This is a genomic window from Thermodesulfobacteriota bacterium (assembly GCA_040755095.1).
GTDB lineage: Bacteria > Desulfobacterota > Desulfobulbia > Desulfobulbales > JBFMBH01 > JBFMBH01.
Map to the genome: position 1 here is coordinate 1 of JBFMBH010000063.1, position 21,858 is coordinate 21,858.

20 protein-coding genes and 1 pseudogene are annotated in these 21,858 nt (G+C 70.1%); 9 read left to right on the plus strand and 12 right to left on the minus strand.

Annotated features, from left to right (window positions below):
* Positions 1-290: 290 nt before the first annotated feature.
* Together vapB and AB1634_10650 are read left to right on the plus strand one after the other, a co-directional pair.
* The gene (gene vapB / locus AB1634_10645; protein MEW6219979.1) at positions 291-521 is read left to right on the plus strand and encodes a type II toxin-antitoxin system VapB family antitoxin; all 231 of its coding nucleotides are present in this window, start codon (positions 291-293) and stop codon (positions 519-521) included.
* On the plus strand, positions 521-931 hold the full coding sequence (locus tag AB1634_10650; GenBank protein ID MEW6219980.1) for a type II toxin-antitoxin system VapC family toxin: 411 nt from the start codon (positions 521-523) through the stop codon (positions 929-931). Before vapB ends, AB1634_10650 begins: the two co-directional genes overlap by 1 nt.
* A gap of 77 nt (positions 932-1,008) precedes the next feature.
* Here the strand turns inward: AB1634_10650 and AB1634_10655 are convergent, their stop codons facing one another.
* The 4 genes from AB1634_10655 to lon all read right to left on the minus strand — a co-directional run bounded on the left by AB1634_10655 (position 1,009) and on the right by lon (position 7,273).
* On the minus strand, positions 1,009-2,187 hold the full coding sequence (locus AB1634_10655) for a vitamin K epoxide reductase family protein (GenBank protein MEW6219981.1): 1,179 nt from the start codon (positions 2,185-2,187) through the stop codon (positions 1,009-1,011).
* A gap of 50 nt (positions 2,188-2,237) precedes the next feature.
* Positions 2,238-3,077: a rhodanese-like domain-containing protein gene (locus AB1634_10660; protein MEW6219982.1), complete on the minus strand. Its 840-nt coding sequence runs from the start codon at positions 3,075-3,077 to the stop codon at positions 2,238-2,240.
* Positions 3,078-3,166: 89 nt separating this feature from the next.
* Entirely contained in the window at positions 3,167-4,672 is a 1,506-nt protein-coding gene (locus AB1634_10665; GenBank protein ID MEW6219983.1) for a methyl-accepting chemotaxis protein, read from the minus strand.
* A gap of 189 nt (positions 4,673-4,861) precedes the next feature.
* Positions 4,862-7,273, minus strand: a complete 2,412-nt coding sequence (gene lon, locus AB1634_10670; GenBank protein ID MEW6219984.1) for an endopeptidase La — start codon at positions 7,271-7,273, stop codon at positions 4,862-4,864.
* A 242-nt stretch (positions 7,274-7,515) separates the two neighbouring features.
* Here lon and AB1634_10675 point away from each other — a divergent pair, with 242 nt between their 5' ends.
* Positions 7,516-8,313, plus strand: coding sequence for a hypothetical protein (locus tag AB1634_10675; GenBank protein MEW6219985.1), 798 nt, complete (start codon positions 7,516-7,518; stop codon positions 8,311-8,313).
* 50 nt (positions 8,314-8,363) lie between these two features.
* Complete coding sequence (locus AB1634_10680; protein ID MEW6219986.1) at positions 8,364-9,296, plus strand: peptidylprolyl isomerase; 933 nt, start codon at positions 8,364-8,366, stop codon at positions 9,294-9,296.
* Between the two features lie 6 nt (positions 9,297-9,302).
* On the opposite strand, the gene AB1634_10685 is transcribed toward AB1634_10680, so the two are convergent.
* Complete coding sequence (locus AB1634_10685; protein MEW6219987.1) at positions 9,303-9,623, minus strand: hypothetical protein; 321 nt, start codon at positions 9,621-9,623, stop codon at positions 9,303-9,305.
* Between the two features lie 122 nt (positions 9,624-9,745).
* On the opposite strand from AB1634_10685, the gene AB1634_10690 reads away from it, so the two are divergent.
* Positions 9,746-10,786, plus strand: coding sequence for a hypothetical protein (locus tag AB1634_10690; protein ID MEW6219988.1), 1,041 nt, complete (start codon positions 9,746-9,748; stop codon positions 10,784-10,786).
* 53 nt (positions 10,787-10,839) lie between these two features.
* Here the strand turns inward: AB1634_10690 and AB1634_10695 are convergent, their stop codons facing one another.
* Positions 10,840-11,286 carry a universal stress protein gene (locus AB1634_10695; protein MEW6219989.1) on the minus strand — a complete coding sequence of 149 codons (447 nt, stop codon included), beginning with the start codon at positions 11,284-11,286 and terminating at the stop codon, positions 10,840-10,842.
* 206 nt (positions 11,287-11,492) lie between these two features.
* Here AB1634_10695 and AB1634_10700 point away from each other — a divergent pair, with 206 nt between their 5' ends.
* The 4 genes from AB1634_10700 (at position 11,493) to AB1634_10715 (ending at position 16,348) form a co-directional block, all read left to right on the plus strand.
* Positions 11,493-13,418, plus strand: coding sequence for an ATP-dependent DNA helicase (locus AB1634_10700; GenBank protein ID MEW6219990.1), 1,926 nt, complete (start codon positions 11,493-11,495; stop codon positions 13,416-13,418).
* A complete protein-coding gene (locus AB1634_10705; protein ID MEW6219991.1) occupies positions 13,405-14,382 on the plus strand; it encodes a polyprenyl synthetase family protein in 978 nt (325 codons plus the stop codon). The genes AB1634_10700 and AB1634_10705 overlap by 14 nt, the downstream gene beginning before the upstream one ends.
* A gap of 15 nt (positions 14,383-14,397) precedes the next feature.
* Positions 14,398-15,399, plus strand: a complete 1,002-nt coding sequence (locus AB1634_10710; protein MEW6219992.1) for a divergent polysaccharide deacetylase family protein — start codon at positions 14,398-14,400, stop codon at positions 15,397-15,399.
* Positions 15,400-15,598: 199 nt separating this feature from the next.
* Positions 15,599-16,348, plus strand: coding sequence for a response regulator (locus tag AB1634_10715; GenBank protein ID MEW6219993.1), 750 nt, complete (start codon positions 15,599-15,601; stop codon positions 16,346-16,348).
* A gap of 6 nt (positions 16,349-16,354) precedes the next feature.
* Here AB1634_10715 and AB1634_10720 read toward each other — a convergent pair whose 3' ends face one another.
* The 6 genes and pseudogenes from AB1634_10720 to AB1634_10745 form a co-directional block, all read right to left on the minus strand.
* Positions 16,355-17,398 (minus strand): potassium channel protein, encoded by a 1,044-nt coding sequence (locus tag AB1634_10720; GenBank protein MEW6219994.1) that lies wholly within the window; start codon positions 17,396-17,398, stop codon positions 16,355-16,357.
* A 27-nt stretch (positions 17,399-17,425) separates the two neighbouring features.
* The gene (locus AB1634_10725; protein ID MEW6219995.1) at positions 17,426-18,574 is read right to left on the minus strand and encodes an aminotransferase class V-fold PLP-dependent enzyme; all 1,149 of its coding nucleotides are present in this window, start codon (positions 18,572-18,574) and stop codon (positions 17,426-17,428) included.
* Between the two features lie 11 nt (positions 18,575-18,585).
* Complete coding sequence (gene nadA / locus AB1634_10730; protein ID MEW6219996.1) at positions 18,586-19,680, minus strand: quinolinate synthase NadA; 1,095 nt, start codon at positions 19,678-19,680, stop codon at positions 18,586-18,588.
* 1 nt (position 19,681) lies between these two features.
* Complete coding sequence (locus AB1634_10735) at positions 19,682-20,215, minus strand: cold shock domain-containing protein (protein MEW6219997.1); 534 nt, start codon at positions 20,213-20,215, stop codon at positions 19,682-19,684.
* A gap of 254 nt (positions 20,216-20,469) precedes the next feature.
* A complete protein-coding gene (gene nagZ, locus AB1634_10740) occupies positions 20,470-21,549 on the minus strand; it encodes a beta-N-acetylhexosaminidase (GenBank protein MEW6219998.1) in 1,080 nt (359 codons plus the stop codon).
* An 87-nt stretch (positions 21,550-21,636) separates the two neighbouring features.
* Positions 21,637-21,858, minus strand: a pseudogene (locus AB1634_10745) (HigA family addiction module antitoxin).

Genomic DNA, 21,858 nt, shown 5'->3' on the forward strand with positions numbered 1-21,858 from the left:
ATAGTCGGACGAGACGACTCACGGCGATGGGGGCCGGCCCCCCTTGCCCCGTTCAGGGGTTTGCGACATAGCGGAGCAGGTCGCCTCGTACCTCCAGGTATGGGTACGGGCCGGCCCCCCTTGCCCCGTTCAGGGGTTTGCGACATGTCTCGATTGTTGCTTCCATGGCCGCCCCCTAGTAGCGGCCGGCCCCCCTTGCCCCGTTCAGGAGTTCGCACCCGGCCGAAGCCACTTGGCAAGACGACCAACCTCGGTCTATATTCTCGGTATAGATCCACAAGGAGGGCGCTATGCCTCAGACAGCGAAGATCTTCAAGAATGGTCGCAGCCAGGCGGTCCGCCTGCCGGCCGAGTTCCGGTTTGCGTGCCGGGAGGTGTTCGTGGAGCGGCAAGGGGAGGCGATCATCCTCCGGCCGAAGCCCTCCGGGTGGGACGATTTTTTTGAACGGCCATCTGCAGTGCCGCAGGACTTCTTGGCTGACCGCAACGATCCGCCCCCTCCGGACCGGGACTTGTTCTGATGCGCTACATGCTGGACACCAACATCTGCAGCTATGTCCTCAAGAATCGACCGCCCGAGGTCAAATGGCATTTCGATCAGGTGGGTGCCGACGCCCTGGTGGTCTCCACGGTGGTGCTGGCGGAGCTGTACTACGGTGCGGCCCGTCATCCTGCTGGAAAGGTCATCCGCCGGGAGATCGACGACTTTTCCGCCCGGCTGGCGGTGCTCCCCTGGGATGAAGCGGCAGCAGACCACTACGGGGACATCCGGTCGGCGATGGAACGAAACGGCACCCCCATCGGCGCCATGGACATGATGATCGCCGCCCATGCCCGCAGCCAGTCCTGTGCTCTGGTCAGCAATGACGTGGGCCATTTCGCCCGGGTGCCAGACCTGCTGACTGTCAACTGGGCACAAGGCAGACCCTGAGGTCGCCGCCGTCCTGATGGCAACCGGGAATCCGTGGTCGCGGTGGCACGGGAGATCCGGAGCAGCGCCAGCGCGCTTCAGCACTGGTCGCAGGGATCGACAGGGGGGGCGTCTTTCAGCTTGTCCTCTTCCACGGCCAACAGGGCAGGCAGGAGATCGGCCAGGGGCACGGTGGCCAGGGCCGGGGGCAGCTTCTGGCCGTTCCAGAGCAGGAGGGGGATGGCGGGCACCGGCACCTCGTTGGCAGCGGCGATCTGGGCCGTCAGCGCCGGGGACCAGGGACGGCCGGCGGGGGGCTGGGCGGCCAGCCGGCGCAGGATACGGCCTGGGGCCTCGTCGACCTCGGCCAGCCAGGGCCAGAAGCGGCCCTCCTCCTGGGCAGCCCGGGTCTTCTCGGCCAGGAGGCAGCGCTCCGGCTGGGGATCGCCGGTGGCGGCCGGGTTGCACGCCGGGGCCAAGGGGAAGGGCACGAAGAAGATGGCGATCCGGTCGCGGAGCGGCAGAGGCAGGGCCGGGACCTGGGCCAGGAGCTGGCGGCAGTGGCGGCAGGCCAGGGAGCCGACGATGGTCAGCTCCTGTTGGCCCTGGGCCGGGCCGGCGATGCGCTGCCAGGGCGCGGCGAGGTAGTGGCGGTCGATTTCGCCTTGGAGGATCGGGGCGAGAAGGCGGGGGCTGGCCAGGGCTGCGGTCAGCTGCCGCTGGCCGGCCACGTCGCTGCTCCAGGCGGCAAGGCCCAGGGCCAGGACCAGGAGGGCCAGGGCCGGCCGCCAGGGCCGGCCTGCCGCCTCCGGCCGGCTCAGGAGCAGGCCCCGGGGCCGGGGGTTGGCCAGAAGGATGGCCAGCAGGACGAGATGGCAGCCGTGGGCGGTCAGGCACAAGGGACAGCGGCTGGACAGATCCCGGAGCATGACGACCAGAAAGGCCAGGCTGGCCACCACCAGGAGCCCGACCAGGAGGCCGGCCCACCGGTGGCTGTTGCGGTCGGCCCAGGAGCGTGGTCCCAGGGAGAAAAGGCTGGCGTGGATGATCGCCGCCCAGGCCGCGGCCGGCAGGGGGCCGATCCGGGCCCAGGGGTGGCTGGCCGCCTCCCGGCAGCTCCAGCCTGCCCCCAGGGTGCACAGATCGAGCCCGGGCAAGAGGGTCCGGGCCAGGAGGTGCTCGGCCCAGAAAACGAGCATGCACCCCATGGCCAGGCCGGTAGCGGCGAGCCAGAGCCGGTCTGGCCATGGTCGCCGGTCCGCCAGCAGGAGGGCCATGGGGTGCAGGGAGACGCGCCCGCCGGCACAGGCGGGCGCCGGGAGAGGGTCTAGCCCTTCTTGCCGGTGGCGTCGTAGCCTTCTTCCTTGAGCTGGCGCACGCCACCCTTGAGGAAGAAGTAGTCGGTGATCCCTTCCTTCTCCAGGTAGTACTGGACCCACATCACCTGGTGGCCGACGTTGTCGAAGATCAGGAGGCCGGAGCGGGGCACCGCCGGGCTCTTCTTCTCCAAGAGGCCCACCAGGGTATCCACGGTCAAAACCTTGGTCTTGGGTAGGCGCATGGGGATTTCGCTCTGCTCATTGGGGTCCCGGACGTCGATCACAGTGTAGGAGCCGCTCGCCACCTTGGCCAGGAAGTCTGCTGGCGGCACGAGGGCGGCCTCGAACTTCTCCTTGGGGATGAAGGCGGTCTTGACGCTTTCGGCGTCGAGCTTCTTGCCGAAGAGCTCGGCCCGCTCCGGCTGGGCCTTGGCCCAGAAGAAGATGCCGGGGTCGTAGACCCGCACGTTGTCGAAGCCCCAGCCCGCGGCCTTCTCCGCCGCCTTGTAGCTCTTGGCGCAGGTGGTGCCGTTGCAGTAGAAGACCAGCAGCCGGGGATCCCCGGTCTTGGGCCGCAGGGCCAGGAGATCCGCCTCCTGCATCTTGCCCACCAGGATGTTCTTGGCGCCGAGGACGTGGACCACGGCGTATTCCTCGGTGTTGCGGGAGTCGACGACGACGGCCGTATCGAAGTTGGCGGCCAGCTCTTCGGTCTCGATGGGGGTAAGGCTCGGGTACTTGGCCCGCAACGGGAACTCCGGATCGTCCCCGGCAGCGGCCAGGCTGGCAGACACCAGCAGATTGATCATGAACAGGGCCATCACTGCCAAACGGTTCCAGCGCTGCATCGGTATCCCCTCCCTGTGATGCTTTCGTTCTCCGGCCGGCTCGCCTGCCGGCCCGGCCATGGCGGTGCAGGTCACGGCTTCCGGGCTCTTCAATGCCCTTCGATCACCGCCGGGACCCCGACCTCCTCCTCGCCCTCGACCCGGAAGCGCGCCATGGCTGTGGCCAGCTCCTCGGAGACCAGGACGCTTTCCTGAACCAGACGGTCCATCTCGGCAACGGCGGTGAAGATGCGCTCAATGCCCCGGGCCTGCTCGCTGGTGGCGGCGGTCACCTCGCTGATCAGGGTGCCGACCCGCCGGGCGGTCTCCTCCACCCGGGCGAAATCGGTGTGGGTGCGGCTGACCAGGCTGGTGCCCTCCTTGACCTTCTTCTGGGTGTCGTCGATGAGCGCTGCCGTGCTCTTGGCTGCTTCGGCGGCGCGCATGGCCAGGCTCCGCACCTCGTCCGCCACCACCGCGAAGCCGGCGCCGGCCTCGCCGGCCCGGGCTGCCTCCACGGCGGCGTTCAGGGCCAGGAGGTTGGTCTGGAAGGCGATCTCGTCGATGGTCTTGACGATGCGGGCGGTCTGATCGCTGGCCCCGGCGATGGCCTTCATGGACTCGGTGAGGGTCTTCATGGAGGCATAGGCGGTCTCCACCACCCCGGCGGTCTCCCGCATCAGGGCATCGGCCTGGGTGGAGTTGTCGGCGTTCTGGCGTACCCGGGTGGTGAGATCCTCCAGCGAGCTGGAGGTCTCCTCCAGGGATTCGGCCTGGCGGCTGGTGCTGTTGACGATGTGCCGGGCGGCCTGTCCCGACTCCCGGATCATGCCCGCCACCTTGTCGATCATCATGTTCATGGCGCCGGTGAGGGTGCCGATCTCGTCCCGCTGCGCCAGCTCCAGACGCCGGGTGAGGTCGCCACTGGCCACCTCCTGGACAAAGGCCATCGCCTGCCGCAAGGGGCGGGAGATGTCCCGGGCAATGGCCAGGCCGAAGAGGAGCGCCAGGGCCGTGCCAGCGAGGACCGCCAGGAGCAGGCTGCGGCGGATCTCGGTCTGGATGGCCTCCGCCCGCTGGTGGCTCTCGGCGCCCTGCTCGACGGTCTTCGTCCCCAGGGCATCGACCTCGGCGAACAGGGTCCGGAAGCTCTCGGCCCCCGGGCCACTGGCCTGCATCAGGGCGTCCTCCTTGAAGAACTCGACGCTGGCCTTCAGGACCTCGTCCCGGATCTTCTGGTAGCTGGCCCAGCCGGTGGCGATCCGCTCCAGCGTGGCGGCCACCTCGCCTTTGGCCCCGGCGTCCAGCTCCACCAGCTGGCGGCCCAGGGCCTCTTCCTCCTCCTTGATCGTCGCCTCGATGGCGGCCATGACCTCCGGGTCCGATTCCCGGATATGGGCGAACTCGGCCAGCCGCACCCGGGCCAGCACCAGGGTGAGGTGCTGGGTCTTCTCCAGGGGCAGAACGCTCTCCTGGAACAGGCGGGCGGTGATCGCCTGCTCCTTCTCGATGCCCCGCACCCCCTGGAAGCCGAGAAAGAGGGCGATGGCCGCCATGACCACCGACGCGGTGATGAGCTTGATGGTGATGGTGATGGCGGGCATGCGCAACGCCATGGCAGAAGGCTCCACAGGAAGGAGGACCGGAGGACACGAAGGGCTGCTTCAGCAGGTCTGCCGCCGAAAGCCAGGCCAGCAGCTTCTTCAAGTATCGGAGAAAAGGCGGCCAGGATGCAAGGGGGAAAGCCGAGCAGGAAGCAAGGAATGGTGGTGCGGGCAGGAGAGAAGGGGCGGCGGTGCGGGGCCTTACGGGCCCGGCACCGCCTTCTCCTGGGCGCGAGCCTGACGCCGGCCGGTGCGGCCGGCCGGCGCGGCGCCTTTGATCACCAGGGGCAGGATCTCGTCCATGTTGCGCACCGGCAAAAACTGCATGCGCGCCCGGATGTCCTTGGGGATTTCTTCGAGATCCTTGCTGTTGGGCTCCGGAATGATGACCTTGCGGATGCCGGCCCGGAGGGCGGCCAGGGCCTTTTCCTTGAGGCCGCCGATGGGCAGCACCCGGCCCCGGAGGGTGATCTCGCCGGTCATGGCGATGTCGGCCCGCATCTTCTTCTTGGCCAAGGCGGAATAGAGGGCGCAGGCGATGGTGATGCCCGCCGACGGGCCGTCCTTGGGAATGGCGCCGGCCGGCACGTGGATGTGGATGTCCAGCTCGTCAAAGGCCGCCGGCTCCAGGCCGAAATCCGCGGCCCGGGAGCGGCAGAAGGTGAGCGCCGCCTGGGCGGACTCCTTCATCACGTCACCCAGCTGGCCGGTCAGGGTCAGATTGCCCCGCCCTTTGAGCACGGTCGCCTCCACCAGGAGGATCTCGCCGCCCACCTCGGTCCAGGCCAGGCCAGTGGCCAGCCCCGGCTGGTCGATGGCCTCCTTTTCCGCCTCGGGCAGGAACTTGGGAGGGCCGAGATAGCGGCCCAGGCCGGCGGCGGTGACGGCATAGGGGCCCTTGCCGCCCTCGGCCAGCTTGCGGGCCACCTTGCGGCAGACGGTGCCGATCTCCCGCTCCAGGTTCCGGAGGCCTGCCTCCCGGGTGTAGTGGGTGATGATGAAGGTGAGGGCCTCGTCGTCCAGGGCCAGCTTCCTGGCCGGCACCCCGTTTTCGGTGAGCTGCCGGGGCAAAAGGTAGCGGCGGGCGATGGCCAGCTTCTCCTCCTGGGTGTAGCCCGCGATGCGGATCACCTCCATCCGGTCCATGAGGGGCGCCGGGATGGTATCGGTCATGTTCGCCGTGGTGATGAACATCACCCGGGAGAGGTCGAAGGGCAGGTTCAGGTAGTGGTCGGAAAAGGAGGCGTTCTGCTCCGGGTCCAGGACCTCCAGGAGGGCGGCGGAAGGATCACCCCGGTAGTCGGCGCCCACCTTGTCGATCTCGTCCATCATGAAGACCGGGTTGTTGGCGCCCACCGTCTTCAAGCCCTGGATGATGCGGCCGGGCATGGCGCCGATGTAGGTGCGGCGGTGGCCCCGGATCTCGGCCTCGTCCCGCATGCCGCCCAGGGACAGGCGGTGGAACTTGCGGCCCATGGCCCGGGCGATGGACCTGCCCAGGGAGGTCTTGCCCACCCCCGGCGGGCCTACGAAGCAGAGGATGGGACCCTTGGAGGCGCGGTTGAGCTTGCGCACCGCCAGGTACTCGAGGATCCGCTCCTTGACCTTCTCCAGGCCGTGGTGGTCCGCGTCCAGCACCTGCTGGGCCACTTGGAGATCCAGCCGATCCCGGGAGGATTTGCGCCAGGGCAGCTCCACCATCCAGTCCAGGTAGGTGCGGACGATGGCCGCCTCGGCGGAGTCCGGATGCATCATCTCCAGACGCTTGAGCTGCTTGCCGGCCTCCTCCTTGGCCTGGCCCGGCATGCGGGCGCGGTCGATCTTGGCCCGGTACTCGTCGATCTCCTGGGAGCGGTCGTCCAGATCCCCCAGCTCCCGCTTCAGGGCCTGCAGCTGCTCCCGCAGGAAGTATTCCCGCTGGGAGCGGTTGATCTCCTCCTTGGCCTCGGACTGGATCTTGGCCTGCATGGTGGAGACCTCGAGCTCCTTGTTCAGGAACTCCGCCACCCGCCGCAGGCGGTCCACCGGGTCCTCGGTCTCCAGAATGGCCTGGGCGTCGGCAATCTTGAGGCGCAGGTTGGAGACCACCAGGTCCGCCAGCTTGCCCGGCTCCTCGATGTTGTTCAGGACCAGCATGAGATCCGAGGAAAGGGCGCCTTTCAGGGAGAGCATCTTTTCGATCTGCTCCCGAACGTTGCGCATCAGGGCCTCGACCTCCAGGGGGATCGCCTTGGGCTCCTCCTCTTCGATCACCTCGACCCGCACCAGGAAGTGCGGCTCGGTCTGCAGGAACTCCGCGATCCGCGCCCGGTGCAGGGCCTGGACCAGGATCTTCAGGCGGCCGTCGGGCAGCTTCAGGGTCCGCATCACCAGGCAGACCATGCCCACCTTGTAGACGTCGTCGGCACCCGGCTCGTCCTGGCTGGCATCCTTCTGGGTGACCAGGAGCAGCAGCTTCTCTCTGGTCAGGGCGGAATTCACCGCCTCGATGGAGCTCGCCCGGCCCACGAACAGGGGAATGATCATGTAGTTGTAGACAACCACATCCCGCACCGCCATCATCGGCAGCTCGGTGGGAATGGTGACGTCTTCCGGATCAGGAAGCTCGCCCATGTCGCTGGTCAGCTCGTCGTTGGTCTCCAAGACCGTCCTCCGTGGCAAAGCGCGGCCAACGGGCCGCAGGCGCGTGGAATGTCGGAAATCGTGTACAGCTAACCATGCCAGACCGGGAAGTCAAGGCGAGGGCGGCCGGCCACGAGATTTCCCGCTTGAGAAAATCCCGGTTTTGCTCCATAGTTGGGTCCCGGTGCCCGGTCTGCCTGCCGCTCTCGATCCCCTCCTGCCGGGGAGTTCTCATGCTCGCCCCTGACCGCTTCTTCGACACCAGCCTTTTTGCCCACGGCCAGCTTTTCGCCGGCACCGAGCACGTCTGGGAGGCCTTGCACCGCCTGGCGGACTACCTCACCGGCCTGCCGGCCCCGGATCTTGGCCGCCGGCTGCCTGCCGGCGTCCCTCTGCCGGCGCCGGTGGTGGTGCTGGGCGGCGAGGTGATGCCGGCGGCGGATTGCCGCATCGAGTATGGCGACACCACCAGAGGTGGCCTCGTGGTCCAGCGGCACGGCGCTCAGCTGGCCGGGGCGTCGGTGCTGATGGCCGGCGCCGTGCTCACAGGGGAGCGGATCTTCCTCGGCCGGGGGGTTCTGGTGGAGTCGGGGGCCTTTCTGCGGGGACCGGTCCTTCTTGGCGACCACACCGAGGTGCGCCAGGGCGCCTATGTGCGGGGCTACTGTCTCACGGGTGCCCGCTGCGTGGTCGGTCACGTCACCGAGATGAAGAAGGTGATCATGCTCGACGACGCCAAGGCCGGCCACTTTGCCTACCTGGGAGACAGCATCCTGGGCAACCGGGTCAATCTGGGGGCCGGGACCAAGCTGGCCAACCTGCGCTTCGTGAAGGGCAACGTCACGGTCCGGACCCCGAACGGGCCGGTGGATACAGGGCTCCGCAAGCTGGGGGCCATTCTCGGGGATGACGTCATGACCGGCTGCAACACCGTCACCAACCCCGGTGCCCTGATGGGCCGGGGCGGCGTGGCTTTCCCCAACACCACCGTGCCGTCCGGCCTGCACCCGGAGCGGGCGGTGGTGCGCTGATCCGAAAAACTCTTCGCCGCCGCTTGGGACGGCGGGAACAGGAGGCTGTCATGAAGCGAACCCGAATCCTTGCCCTGGCCACCCTGGTGGCTCTGGCGGTCCCCATGTCCACCCTGGCGGCGCCCCCGGCCGCCGAGCCCGAGGTTCTGGCCCAGGTGGGGGAGGACCGGCTGACCAGCGCCGGTCTGGAGGCCCAGATCCAGAGCCTGCCGCCCCAGCTCCAGGCCATGCTCCTCCGCAACCCCAACATGAAGGAGGACATGGTCAACCGCTGGGTGCAGATGACGCTCCTGGCCAAGGAGGCCGAGGCCCGGGGCCTGCAGGATCGGCCGGAGTTCAAGGCCAAGCTGGAGGAGATGCGCAAAGCGGCCCTGGCCGAGGAGCTGTTCACGACCACCATGGCCGAGCAGGGCCAGGTGACCGAGGCGGAGCTCAAGGCCTACTATGACCAGAACCAGGCCGAGTTCGCCAAGGGCGAGGAGGTGCGGGCCCAGCACATCCTGGTGGCCGTGCCCGAAGGGGCGAAGCCGGAAGACGACGCCAACGCCAAGGCCCGGGTGCAGGAGGTCCAGGCGGCCCTGGCCAAGGGCGAGGCCTTCGCCGCCCTGGCCCAGAAATACTCGGACGATCCCGGCAGCAAGGCCAAAGGCGGTGATCTGGGCTTCTTCGGCCGCGGCCGGATGGTGCCGGAGTTCGAGAAGGCAGCCTTCTCCACCCCGAAGGGCAAAATGAGCGAGCCGGTGCGGACCAAGTTCGGCTACCACCTGATCATGGTGACCGATCAGCGGCCCGGCGGGAAGGAGTCCTTCGAGGAGGCCCGGCCCAAGATCGAGGCCCGGCTGTCCGGGGACAAGAACAAGGACGCCATGGACAGCCTGCTGGAGAAGCTGAAGGCCAAGTATCCGGTCACCGTGCACGCCGGTGCGGTCCCGCCAGTGGCGCCGCCGCCGGTGGTGCCGGTGCCGTCTCCCGCCAAGCCCTGACGGCTGTCACTGATGCCGGGAGAGGTAGTCGTGCAGGCCGATGAGGATCTCGACCAGGAGGCCGGTGCCCAGGTAGAGGCTGGCGAGGCGGCGCCAGCCCAGGGGCTCACCGGTCAGACGGCGCAGGAGCGAGGCCGCGAACAGGGTCAGGCCGGCGACAAAGGGGGCCAGGCGCAGGAGCTGCACCAGGCTCTCCTGGAGGGTGCGGACCGGGTCGTCCGGGAAGAGCCGGACGCTGGCCAGCAGATAGCCGGCGGCCAGGGCAAGGCCCAGCCAGGGTCGGCTACCGGCTGCCGGCTGGGGAGGGGGGAGCAAAGGCTCGGTCATGGGACCTCGGCATCAGGCGTTGGCTCCCGGTCCGGCCGGGAGACCATGACCATACCGAAAACAGGCCGGTCCGGCAAGGGCCGGCGGTTGGCCATCATCCGGGCGAGCGGGAGGCCTGCGCTGTGAGCTCCGGCTTCGCCCTGCTTTTTCCCCGCACCGCCCCCCTGCCGGTCTTTCTGCGGGAGGCGCTCCTGTACCTGCCGGGTCTCGCCGTCTATCAGCCCTGCGAGGCGCGGCTGTCCGCCGGTCTGCCGGCCTGGTGCCGGTCCCATCTGGAGGTCCTCGCGCCCTGCCCCTGTTCGCCGGAGGCGGCAGCACGCTTCCGGGCCATGCTCCGGGATCTGGCCAGCCACAAGGAGGCCTACGCCGGAGCCTTCCGGCAGGCCTGGGCCGGGGGGGGAGCAGACGGGGACGGGGACGCCGGCTGGCAGCTGCGCTCCCGGATCGCCCATCCTGATGCCCCTGGGCCCGCCGGCCAGGACCCTTTGTGGTCAGCCCGCCTGCTCCTCGCCCTGGCTGAGCTGCAAGACGAGGAGGAGGCGGCCGCCGCCGCAGCCCTGGCCAAGGTGGCGGCCCAGGAGGAGCGGCTGCGCACCCTGCTGGCCGGAGAGGACTCGGACGGCGAGCGGCTGCCCTGGCCGGCGGGGGAGGCAATGGTGCCACCGCCGCCACCACCCGGGCTGGCCGCCCGCATCCGCAGCTGGGCCCGGCTCCAGGCGGCGTCCATCCCCGAGCGGCCGCGGCTCCTGGTCACCGACATCCCGGCGGCCTTCGAGCTGCTGGCGGAGCGGTACCAGAGCCGGACGGGCCGCGCCCCGGCTGGCCTGGGCTCCTTGCCCCTGCCGGCCCTGGCCGCCCTGGCTGATGGGGAGTACGCCGGCCGGCGGCAGCGCTTCCAGGCCGCCACCGTCACGGCCCGGGCGGCGCTGGCCGCCGTTCTCACCGGCGCCAGCGCCGGCCCGCTGCCGGAAGCGGACGCCTGGGTCACCGCCCTGGAGGAGGCCTTCGGCACGGGACCGCGGGCGGAGCTGGCGGTCTATTCCCTGGCCGGCAGCTCCCTGGCGTCCCTCCTGGCCGAGGGGCCGCTCCAGGATGAGGGGCCGTCCCCGGGACCGGGGGCGCCCATGATCGTGGTGCGTCGGGAAGGCTGGATCGGCGGGTGAGGGGGCGGGCGCCAGGCGCCGCCCCCGACAGGACAGCTCGGACGGCAGGAGGCTCAGGCGGCGGGGGGGATGGTCAGGACCGGCTGGCGGGCGCCCTTGACCACCTTCTCGGCCACCGAGCCGAAAAGCACCCTCTCCAGGCCCTTGTAGCCATGGGTGCCCATGACGATGAGATCCACTCCCACCTCGTTCCCGTAAGCGACGATCTCCTCGGCCACGTCCCCCAAGAGCACCTTGGCCGTGTGGCGGACACCCGCCGGCAGGGTCTCGGCCAGGAAGTCCGTCATCTTCTTGTCGGCGCTCTGCCGCATCTCGTCTTCGAACTGGGTGATGGGCATGTGGGGCACGAAGAAGCCGGAGTAGTCCTGGAAGCTCTGGACCACGAAGACGATGTTCAGCTCGGCATCGAAGGTCTTGGCGAACAGCAAAGCACCATCGATGACCGTCTTGCTGTTTTCCGAGAAATCCACCGGTACAAGGATCTTCTTGATGGCTTCCATGGGCTTGTCTCCTCATTGTCCCCGAGAAAAGCTTGATCGCGAGAGGCCGCCCGTCCCGGGGGCCTCAGCCGGCAATCCGGTTTGGGCAGCCAGCTGGGCGGGGTTTCCGCCGCTGCCCACGGTTAACGGATAGCAAACCGGTTTTGGCCGTGTCAAGGGGAAACCAGGACAGTCGGACCGGGGATGGCGGCGCCTGGCCAGCGGAGATGGCGGCCCTCTTCGCGGCTGGTGGCCCCCTGGCGCGGCACCTGCCCGGCTTCGAGCACCGGCCCGGCCAGGCGGCCATGGCCCGGCGCGTGGCCGAAACCCTGGCCGCCGGCGGGGTGCTGGCCGTGGAGGCGGGCACCGGCATCGGCAAGACCCTGGCCTATCTGGTGCCGGCGGTCCTGTCCCGGCAGCGGGTGGTGGTCTCCACCGGCACCATCAATCTCCAGGAGCAGCTCCTGGGCAAGGAGATCCCGTTCCTGCGGCGGCATCTCGACCCGGACCTCTCCGCCCTGCTGGTGAAGGGCCGGCACAACTATCTGTGCCGCCGGCGCTGCCAGGAGCTGCTGGCCTCCCCGACCCCGGGGCTGGCGGGCGCCGAGGAGAGACAGCGCCTGGGCCGGTGGCAGGCGGCGACCCGGACCGGCGACCGGGCCGAGCTGGACTGGCTGGCCGACGAGGCCCCTTTGTGGCACGCGGTGGCGGCCAGCAGCGACCGCTGCCTGGGGAGCGATTGTCCGGAGAGCAGCGCCTGCTTCGTGGCGGCCTTGCGCAAGGCCGCTGCCGCTGCCCGGCTTCTCGTGGTCAACCATCACCTCTTCTTCTCGGATCTGGCCTTGCGCCGGACCGGCTTCGCCGAGGTCCTGCCCCGCTACGAGTCGGTGATCTTCGACGAGGCCCAGCATCTGGAGGCGGTGGCCACCCAGTTCTACGGCCAGACCCTGGGCCAGCAGCAGCTCCTGGAGCTGGCCCGGGACGTGGAGACGGCCGTGACCCGGGAGGGCCTGCCGGGGCCGCCGGCTCTCCTGCAGCTGGCCCGGGCCCTGGCCAGCGAGGCGGCTCTCTTTGCCGCCCTGTTCCCCGCCGAGCGGGGCCGTTTCCTGCTGGCGCCCCTCCGGCAAGCGCGGCCCGACTGGCCGCAGCAGGTGGCGCGCCTGGCCGGGCGCCTGCAGGGCCTGGCCGACGCCCTGGCCGGGGAGGCCGCGGCAGCGCCCCTGGCGGCCGCCTTCCAGCGCCGGGCTCAGGATCTGGCGGACCGGCTGGCCCTCTTCGGTCTTGCGCCGGACCCCGGCCAGGTCCTGTGGTACGAGCGGCGGGAGCGCTCGGTGCAGCTGGCGGCCTCCCCTCTGGAGGTGGGCCGGCAGCTGGCGGCCGACCTCTATCCCCAGGTGCGGGCGGTGATCCTCACCTCGGCAACATTGACGGTGCAAGGCCGTTTCGACTATCTTCAGGACCGGCTGGGCCTGGATCGGGATCTGGCCAGCCTGGTCATCCCCTCGCCCTACGATTTTGCCGGCCGCACCCTGCTCTATGTGCCGGAGGCCGGGTTCCCGGAGCCGGGTACGCCGGGCTTTCCCCCGGTGCTGGCCGCGCGCATCGAGGCCTTGCTCCATGCCTCCCGGGGGCGGGCCCTGGTGCTCTTCACCAGCATGGCCAGCATGCACGCGGTGCACCGGCACCTGGCCGGCTGCCTGCCCTATCCGCTGCTTGTCCAGGGCTCCCGGCCCCGCGCCGCGCTCCTGGCCGCCTTCCAGGCCGAGGTCGACTCGGTGCTCCTGGCGGTGGCCAGCTTCTGGGAGGGGGTCGACGTGCCGGGCGAAACCCTGAGCTGCCTCATCATCGACAAGCTGCCCTTCGAGGTGCCCAGCGACCCGGTGGTCACCGCCCGGATCGAGCGCATCCGGACCACCGGCGGCAATCCGTTCCGGGAGTATCAGCTGCCCCGGGCGGTCATGACCCTGCGCCAGGGGGTCGGCCGCCTGATGCGCTCGGCCCACGATGCCGGGGTGCTGGCGATCATGGATGTTCGTCTTTTCACCCGGCCCTATGGCCGGATCTTTCTCGACAGCCTGCCGCCGTCGCCTCTTACCCGGGATCTGGCAGCGGTGGAGCGCTTCTTTGAGGACCTGACCCGTGACCAAGGATGAGTTCGTGGCCCGTTGCGCGGGCGAGATTGCGGCCATTGACCAGGCCATGCGACAGGATCTGGCCACCGTGTCCAGCCCGCTCTTGCGCCAGGTGCTGGAGTATGCCCTTTTTGCCGGCGGCAAGAGGGTGCGGCCGCTGCTGGTGGTCCTGACCGCCCGGCTGGCCGGGGCCCGGGAGCCGGTGCTGGCGCCGGCCATGGCCTTCGAGTACCTGCACGTCGCTACGCTGCTCCATGACGACATCATCGACGGGGCGGCCAAGCGCCGGGGCCGGCCGGTGGCCAGCGCCGTCTGGGGTGCCACCCCGGCGATCCTGGCTGGCGACTACCTGCACGCCCGCAGCCTCTTTCTGGTCGGCAGCCTGGGCGGGCCGGCTTGCCTGGCGGCGGTGTGTGGCGCCACGGCGGCCATGGTGGAGGGCGAGTTTCTGCAGCTCGCCCTGGCCGGTCAGTCCCTGGTGGGGGAGACGGACTACCGGGCGGTGATCCAGGCCAAGACAGCGGCCCTCATCACGGCGGCCTGCCAGGTGGGCGGACAGTTGGCCAAGGCGGCGCCCGAGGCGGTGGCCGCCCTGGGCCGCTATGGCCAAGGCCTGGGCCAGGCCTTCCAGATCATCGATGACTGCCTTGATTACGGCGGCGAGGAGGCCGTGACCGGCAAGGCCACGGGCACCGATTTCCTGGAGGGCAAGCAGACCCTGCCCCTGATCCTGGCCCGGGAACGGGCGCCGGCCGACGACCGGCAGCGGCTGGCCGACCTCCTGGCCGCGGACCCTGCGGCGCGGCGGGCGGCGCTGCCCTGGGTGACCGCCCTCATTGCCCGGGAGGGCGGCTTCGCGCAGGCCCGGCAGCAGGCGGCGACCCTGGTGGCGGCGGCCCTGGCCGACCTGGGGACGCTGCCCCCGGCCCCGGAACGGGATCTCCTGGCTGGCCTGGCTGGCTACGTCCTCTCCCGCCGCCACTGAGATCCCCACCAGGCCATGCCTGCCAAGACCGGCAAGGAGACGCCGCGGTCCGCCGGCCGGCCCCCCCGCCGCCGCTCGCCCCGCCGGCCGCCACCCCGCCGTTCCCTCTGGATTCTGGCCCTGGCCCTGGCAGCCCTTCTGGGCCTGACCCTGGCAGCGGCGGTGCACGTGATCTTCCTGCGGCCGCCCACCGCCCCGCCAGAGGTGGCGCCGGCGCCACCGCCGGTCCCGGCCCCGGAGCTTGCGCCCCAGCCGGCAGAAGCGCCGGCCGCGGGCCCGAGCCAGGCGCCGCCCGCGTCCATCATCCCCCAGCCCGCGGACCTGCGGCCGGTCGTGGCCATCGTCATCGACGACCTGGGCTATCAGCTGGCCGAAGGCCGCAGCTGGGCCGCGGTGGCCGCCCCTTTGACCCTGGCCTTCCTGCCCCACGCCCCCCACACCCGGGAGCTGGCCGAGCTGGCCCATGAGGCCGGCAAGGAGATCTTTCTCCATCTGCCCCTGGAGGCGGACGATCCTGCCCGCCAGCCCGGACCCGGGGGGCTCTTTCGCCGCATGCCGCCGGAAGAGATCAGCCGGCTCCTGGCCGAGGACCTGGCCACGGTGCCCCACGCCATCGGGGTCAACAACCACATGGGCTCGGCCTTTACCCGCTCGCCCGCGGCGCTGGCGCCGCTGTTCGCCGTCCTGGCCGCCCGGCGGCTGCTCTTCGTGGACAGCCTGACCAGCCCCGCCAGCCAGGCTTACCCCCTGGCCCGCCAGGCCGGAATCCTTGCCGGCCGCCGGGACCTCTTCCTGGACAACGACCACGCGCCCCAGGCGGTGGCCAGTCAGCTCAGGGCCCTGATGGCGCTGGCGGAGCGAAACGGCCGCGCCCTGGCCATCGGCCATTCCCGGGCCGAGACCCGGCAGGCCCTTGCCGCCTTGCTGCCGGAGCTGCAGGCGAGGCTGCGGCTGGTGGCGATCTCCCGGTACCTGGGGGATCTCCAGGCGGCGGCGCCACCGGCCGCCGTCCCTTGACCCCCCAAGCCCGCCCTTGAGATCCGACCCCATCCTTGTGCTATAATCGGATATTGTCCCATGGAGCCCGGCGCGAGCCGCCGCGGTCGTTGGGTCAACCCTGCTGGCCGTCCGGCAGCATGGACAAGGACCTTGCCGCATCGGGCCGCGGCCTGGCAGCAGCCAGCGCCGGGGCGGATGCGCTCGACGGAGGCGTGCCATGGCAAGACGTGTTGTGGTGGTGGATCCCTCGATGGTGATCCGCAAGATCATCCGCTCCACCATCCACTCCCATCTCGGGGATGTGGTGGTGGCCGAGGCGGAGGACGGCCTCGAGGGCCTGGAGCTGCTGCAGGCCGACGAGCGGTGCGACCTCGTTCTGTCCGGCCTCGAGATGTCGGGCCTGGACGGTATCGAGCTGTACTGGCAGATGCGGCAGCTGCCAGGGCGGGCCGCAACCCCCTTTGTCCTTCTGACCAGCACCCTGGATCCTGCCCACCTGGGCCGGGTGCGGGATGCCGGCATCAGGGACTGCCTGCCCATCCCCTTTGCCCCCAAGACCCTGGTGGAGATCGTCGGCCGGCTCTGCGACCCGGCCGCGCTCCGGCGCTCTGAACGGTACAGCATCCACGGCGCCACGGCGCTGCTGGCCCAGGGCACCCACCGCTTTGCCGCCTGCCTGGTCAACATCAGCCTGGGCGGGCTCCTGTGCGACCTGGCCTTCCACGGCTCCCTGCTTCTGACCAGACCGGCCGAGATCTCCCTCGCCTTCCCCGAGGAGTATGAAGGCCTGAAGGTGAGCGGTATCCTGTCGGCGCTGGTCAACTTCAATGTGGTGGCCTTCGAGGCCGACCACAGCCCGCGGGACGTGCGCCTGGCTTACAAGTTCGTCCAGGTGCCTTCGGAGGCGGTGCTGGTGCTGGGGCGGGTGCTGCAGATCGCCGAGCGCCTCAAGGCGACGGAGGGGTGAGGCCGGTCACAGGGCGCCGGCATGGGCCTGGCGGAAGCGGGCCATGGCTGCCGGCTCGGCCTGGAAGACCAGGGTGTCACCGGGCTTGAGGACATAGCTGGCAGGCGGATTGTACATCGGATGGCCGCTGCCTTCGTTGATGACGGCCAGGAGCAGCAGGTTGCCGGCCGCGGTCAGGTCCAAGGATCCCACAGTCCGGCCCGCCAGGCTTGAGGCAGCAGGCAGGGTCAGCTCCTCGATGCGGACCACGCAGGTCTCGTCCCGGAGCATGGTATCGAGGTAGCGGACCACCCGGGGCCGGATCATCTGGGAGGCCATCCGCAGGCCGCCGATGAGGTCCGGGATCACCACCTCCGCCCCCACCAGCTCGAGCTTGCTGGCAAACTCCCCGCTGCCGCACCGGGACAGAACCCGGATGGCGGGGTTGAGCTGCCGGCAGGTCACCACCACGCACAGCTCGTCCTTGTCGTCACCCAGGGTGGACAAGACGCCCACCGCCCGCTCCACCCCCGCCTCCTGCAGCACCGCGGCGTGGGTCGCATCCCCCACCACCGCCGGAAAGGCGCCCAGCTCCTCTTGCAGCTCCCTGATCCGCTCCTCGCTGCCGTCGATGGCCACGAAGGGCCGCCCGGTCCGGACCAGCTCCCGCACCGCGTAGAAGCCCACCCGGCCCAGGCCGCAGACGATGAAATGGTCCCGTAGCCGGGCGATCTCTTTGGCCATCCGCTTCCTCCAGTAGACGTTCTTGAGCTCCCCCTCCACCAGAAAGGCGGTGAGGGTGGAGACGAAGTAGGCGGCAAGCCCCAGGCCGCTGCCCAGGATGAACATGGTGAAGAGCCGGGCGCCCGGCACCGCGGCCACGTCGATCACCTCGCCGAAGCCGACGGTGGTGAGCGTGATCACCGTCATGTACAGGCAGTCGGCCAGGGGCCAGGGCGGGTCAAGGCCGGCCAGGATGGCCAGACCATGGTAGCCGAAGGTGCCGGCTGCGGTGACGGCCACCAGCAGCAGGCCAGCAGGCAGGATCTTCTTGCGAAAGATGGAGGGCATCCGGGTCCCGCAGGCCTGGAGGCGGGCTTACGGTGCGGCCCCCCGGCGGGCAGCCGCCACCACCCCGGGCAGCACCGCCAGGAAACGGTCCAGCTCCTCCCGGGTGCTGCCGTGGCCGAAGCTGAGCCGCAGGCTGCCGTGGCGGTAGGACTCCGGCACGGCCATGGCGGCCAGGACCGGGGAGGGATCGAGGTCCCCGGAAAGGCAGGCCGCCTGGGCCGAGACCGCAAAGCCCCGCTCGTCCAGCTCCTGGACCATCACCACCCCGGAGGCGTGCTCGAAGCCCAGGTTGCTGGTATTGGCCAGCCGCGGCTGGCCGGCGCCGTTGACCCGCACGCCGGGAATGGCCGCCAGGACCGCGGTCTCCAGGGCATCCCGCAGGGCCGCCAGCCGGGGCCGGAAGCCGGCCAGCCGCGCCCTTGCCAGCTCCGCGGCCCGGCCGAAGCCCACCAGGCCGGGGACGTTCTCGGTGCCGGCCCGCCGGCCTTCCTCCTGGCCACCGCCGCGGACAAGGGGCGCGTACGGCGCCCCCCGCCGCACAAAGAGCGCCCCCACCCCCTTGGGTCCGCCCAGCTTGTGGGCGGCCAGGGACAGGTAGTCCACCGGCCAGGTCCCGAGGTCGATGGCCTCCTTGCCGGCCAGCTGCACGGCATCGGTGTGGAAGAGGATGCCGCGGCTCCGGACCAGGGCGGCCAGCTCGGCCACCGGCCACAGCACCCCGGTCTCGTTCTGGGCCGCCATGAGGGAGACCAGACCGGTGTCCGGCCGCAGGCGGCTGGCCAAAAGGTCGGGGTCGAGGCCGCCGTCGGCGGCCACCGGCAGAAGCTCCACCTCGAAGCCCTGGCGGCGCAGATGCTCCAGGGGCGCCAGCACCGAGCGGTGCTCCACCGCCGAGCTGACGAGATGACGCCGCTCCGGCCGGGACAGGGCCGCGGCCAGGATGGCGGTGTTGTTGGCCTCCGAGCCGCCGCCGGTGAAGACGAGGCGGCTGGGGCGGGCGGCGAGCAGGGCGGCCACCTGCTCCCGGGCGGCTTCCACCGCCGCCCGGGCCTCCTGGCCCAGGCGGTGGGCGCTCGACGGGTTGCCGAAGCGCTCGCCGAGATACGGCAGCATGGCCTCCCGCACTGCCGGATCCACCGGGGTGGTGGCATTGTGGTCCAGATAGACAGGGCGCATGGCGGGCGACCTCAGATGGCGAGCATGCGGTCCAGGGCAAGACGGGCCTTGCCGGCGATGGCGGCCGGCACCGTGATGCGGTTGACCACCCGGCCGGCCGCCAGGTTGTCCAGCACCCACAGGAGGTAGGCCGGCTTGATCCGGTACATCATGGCGCACAGGCACTGGAAGGGGGACAGGGAGTGGATCTCCTTGTCCGGGTGCTCCTGGGCCAGGCGGTGCACCAGGTTGATCTCGGTGCCGATGGCCCAGTGGCTGCCGGCCGGCGACTGGGCCACCGCCTGGACGATCCCCTCGGTGGAGCCGTAGCGGTCCGCCAGGGCCACCACCTCCCGCCGGCACTCCGGATGGACGATGATGTTGATCGCCGGATCCCGTTGCCGCCAGGCCCGGACATGCTCGGCAGTGAACTGCATATGCACCGTGCAGTACCCGTCCCACAAGAGGACCCGGGCCCGGGCCACCGCCTCCGGGCTGTTGCCGCCCAGGGGCTCGCGGCGCCGCCACAGGAGGACCTCGTCCTCGGGGATTCCCAGGGCATGGGCGGAATTCCTGCCCAGGTGCTCGTCCGGAAAGAAGAAGACCTTGCCGCCCTGGGCCAGACCCCAGGCCAGGACCCGCTCGGCATTGGAGGAGGTGCACACCGAGCCGTCGCGCTCGCCGACAAAGGCCTTGATGGCAGCCGACGAGTTGACGTAGGTGATGGGCGTCACCCGCCCCACCTTCTGGTCGGCCAGCTCCTGCCAGGCCCAGGCCACCTCCTCTTCCGAGGCCATGTCCGCCATGGGGCAGCCGGCCCGGAGGTCGGGCAGGATGACGATCTGGTGGCCGGCGGTGAGGATGTCCGCGGTCTCGGCCATGAAGTGGACGCCGCAAAAGACGATGAAGCGGGCGTCCCTGGCCTCGGCGGCCAGCCGGGACAGCTTGAGGGAGTCGCCGATCCGGTCGGCAAAGCGGATGGTCGCCGGCTGCTGGTAGTGGTGGCCGAGGATGAGGAGGGCGTCTCCCAGCTCGGCCCGGCGCCGGCGGATCCGCTCCAGGATCTCCGCCTCCTCCACCTGGTAGAGGGGTCCCAGCTCGGCCTGGGTGGCAGCGAGGGCAGCCATCTCAGTCCCGGATCACCCGCACCCAGCTGGCCTGAGGTCCCTTGTCGCCCGTGGTCTCGGCGAAGCGCACCCCGTCGCCTTCGTTGAGGTCCCGGATGACGCAATCCTTGAGCGCATTTTCATGGAAGTAGATCTCGGTGCCGTCGGCGGTGGCGATGAAGCCGTAGCCCTCGGCCGGGATAACGCTCTTGACGGTGCCCGCCAGGCCGGCGGCACCGGTCTCGTGGGTCTTCACGTCCTGGCGCCGCTTCCGCCGCCACTCCTTGAGCTGGGCGCCCAGGGTGTCGAAGGCCTCGACGATGAGGCCTTTCACCGCCTCGCCCTTGCGCTTGACCACGACGGTGTCACCGGGGACGGTGGCCACCAGGGTCAGCTCGTGGCCGCCCTGGCGATGGCCGGTGGTGGCCTCGATGGACAGGCGCAGGTGATGGACCAGGTCCTGGTGGTGGCGGGCCAGGCGCTGCCGCTCATCCTCGATCTTGGCAGCCCATTCCGGCCGCATGTCCAGATTGCGGGTTTCTGTCTGCAGATCCATGCACAATCCTCCGTAGGGCGCGTTGCCGCGCAAGCCAGAAGAGCCGGTCGCCCCCGAAGCCGGGGCCGCAAGCAAAAAAGGGAGCCCCCACCCCGGCTACCGCCTGCCGCGGGCCGCTGGCTGGCAAGAGGCTCCCTGTGACCAGCCGAATAGCGCTATTGCTACCAGATTTGCCGGACTGGGACAACGGAAATGTCAGATCACAGCGCCCGCGGCCCTGCGGGTCTCGGAGTCTCTCACAGGTCCTATAGGACCTATGAGATTCCGGCGCAGGCTTTCCCATGGAGGGGGCGGCCGGCCATGACCTCTTGCAGCGCCTCCCGGGACAGGCGGCCGGCGGCGGTGGCAAAACGGTCCTGGAGACGGGCCAGCCGGCGGCGGCTGGCCGCCAGGCGCGGGGCCGGCAGGGTGCCGCGGTCCCGCGCCCTTTCCACCAGGTCAATGGCCGAGCGCACCAGATCCTGGTTGTGGCAGATGAGGACAAGGTCAGCGCCGGCGTGCACCGCTGCCAGGGCCGCCTCCGGCACGGTGCCCCAGTCCCGGATCGCCCCCATCTCCAGATCGTCGGTGACCAGGACGCCGTCGTAGCCCAGCTCGTCCCGCAAGAGGCCGGTGTTGATCCGGGCCGACAGGGTGGCCGGCCGGTCCGGGTCCAGGCCGGTGTAGATGGTGTGCGAGGTCATAAGGGCAGGGATGCCGGCCTGGATGGCCGCCACAAAGGGCACCAGGTCCCGCTGGCGCAAGTCAGCCTCGTCCAGGGCTACCCGGGGCAGGGTCTGGTGGGGATCGAGGATGACCGCGCCCAGGCCGGGAAAGTGCTTGCCGCAAGCGGCGATGCCCCGGCTGTCCAGCTCGCTGATCATCCGGCAGCCGAGACGGGCGACCCGCTCCGGCTCCGAGGCCAGGGAGCGGCTTTCCATATAGCAGCCGGCGCCGGCTGCCGCCACGTCCAGGACCGGCGCCAGGTTCATGGGGATGCCGACGGCGGCCAGGTCCTCGGCGCACCGGGCGGCGCTGGCCGCCACCGCGGCCTCCGGGTCAGCGGCCTGGCCCAGGGCGCGGGCGGCGGCCAGCTGGTGAAAGGGCGGCGGCAGGCGCGCCACCGTGCCCCCCTCCTGGTCGATGGCGATGAGCGGCGGCGGAAGACCGGCCGCCGCACAGGCCCGGCGCAGGGCGGCCGTCAACTCCCAGACCTGCTCCGGCTCCCGGACGTTGCGACGGAAGAGGATGAAGTGGTTGACACCAGCCTCGGCAATGAGACGGGCGGTGCCGGGATCGAGATCATGGCCGGGCAGGCCGGCCATGAACAGGGCACTGGCAGGGGAGTGGGGCATGACGAGAACCGGCGCGTGTTGATCTGTTCGGACGAATTGGGCGCAAGCACTACCGACCATTCGAGCCATCGTTGCCTTTTCCGGCGGTCATGCTGCCCGGGAGAAGGGATGCACTTCCTTGTCCAGCCGGTCCTCCAGGGCCTCCAGCGCAACCTCCAATATCATAGTGTGATTGGAGGTTGCGCCAGAATTGCGCCTCCATGTTGAAATACCGGCCAAGGCGCAGGGCCGTATCAGCGGTGATAGCCCGACGACCGCGCACAATATCGTTGATGCGCCGGGCTGCGACACCGAGATCCTTCGCCAGCC

Excerpts from the sequence above, each read along its gene's own strand:
- AB1634_10700 (MEW6219990.1), top strand. The coding sequence starts at position 11,493 with ATGGCGGCCCTCTTCGCGGCTGGTGGCCCCCTGGCGCGGCACCTGCCC.
- AB1634_10695 (MEW6219989.1), bottom strand. The coding sequence starts at position 11,286 with ATGGAAGCCATCAAGAAGATCCTTGTACCGGTGGATTTCTCGGAAAAC.
- AB1634_10725 (MEW6219995.1), bottom strand. The coding sequence starts at position 18,574 with ATGCGCCCTGTCTATCTGGACCACAATGCCACCACCCCGGTGGATCCG.
- vapB (MEW6219979.1), top strand. The coding sequence starts at position 291 with ATGCCTCAGACAGCGAAGATCTTCAAGAATGGTCGCAGCCAGGCGGTC.
- AB1634_10680 (MEW6219986.1), top strand. The coding sequence starts at position 8,364 with ATGAAGCGAACCCGAATCCTTGCCCTGGCCACCCTGGTGGCTCTGGCG.
- lon (MEW6219984.1), bottom strand. The coding sequence starts at position 7,273 with ATGGGCGAGCTTCCTGATCCGGAAGACGTCACCATTCCCACCGAGCTG.
- AB1634_10685 (MEW6219987.1), bottom strand. The coding sequence starts at position 9,623 with ATGACCGAGCCTTTGCTCCCCCCTCCCCAGCCGGCAGCCGGTAGCCGA.
- AB1634_10735 (MEW6219997.1), bottom strand. The coding sequence starts at position 20,215 with ATGGATCTGCAGACAGAAACCCGCAATCTGGACATGCGGCCGGAATGG.
- AB1634_10650 (MEW6219980.1), top strand. The coding sequence starts at position 521 with ATGCGCTACATGCTGGACACCAACATCTGCAGCTATGTCCTCAAGAAT.
- AB1634_10655 (MEW6219981.1), bottom strand. The coding sequence starts at position 2,187 with ATGGCCCTCCTGCTGGCGGACCGGCGACCATGGCCAGACCGGCTCTGG.
- AB1634_10675 (MEW6219985.1), top strand. The coding sequence starts at position 7,516 with ATGCTCGCCCCTGACCGCTTCTTCGACACCAGCCTTTTTGCCCACGGC.
- AB1634_10665 (MEW6219983.1), bottom strand. The coding sequence starts at position 4,672 with ATGGCGTTGCGCATGCCCGCCATCACCATCACCATCAAGCTCATCACC.
- nagZ (MEW6219998.1), bottom strand. The coding sequence starts at position 21,549 with ATGCCCCACTCCCCTGCCAGTGCCCTGTTCATGGCCGGCCTGCCCGGC.
- AB1634_10660 (MEW6219982.1), bottom strand. The coding sequence starts at position 3,077 with ATGCAGCGCTGGAACCGTTTGGCAGTGATGGCCCTGTTCATGATCAAT.
- AB1634_10710 (MEW6219992.1), top strand. The coding sequence starts at position 14,398 with ATGCCTGCCAAGACCGGCAAGGAGACGCCGCGGTCCGCCGGCCGGCCC.
- AB1634_10720 (MEW6219994.1), bottom strand. The coding sequence starts at position 17,398 with ATGCCCTCCATCTTTCGCAAGAAGATCCTGCCTGCTGGCCTGCTGCTG.
- AB1634_10715 (MEW6219993.1), top strand. The coding sequence starts at position 15,599 with ATGGCAAGACGTGTTGTGGTGGTGGATCCCTCGATGGTGATCCGCAAG.
- nadA (MEW6219996.1), bottom strand. The coding sequence starts at position 19,680 with ATGGCTGCCCTCGCTGCCACCCAGGCCGAGCTGGGACCCCTCTACCAG.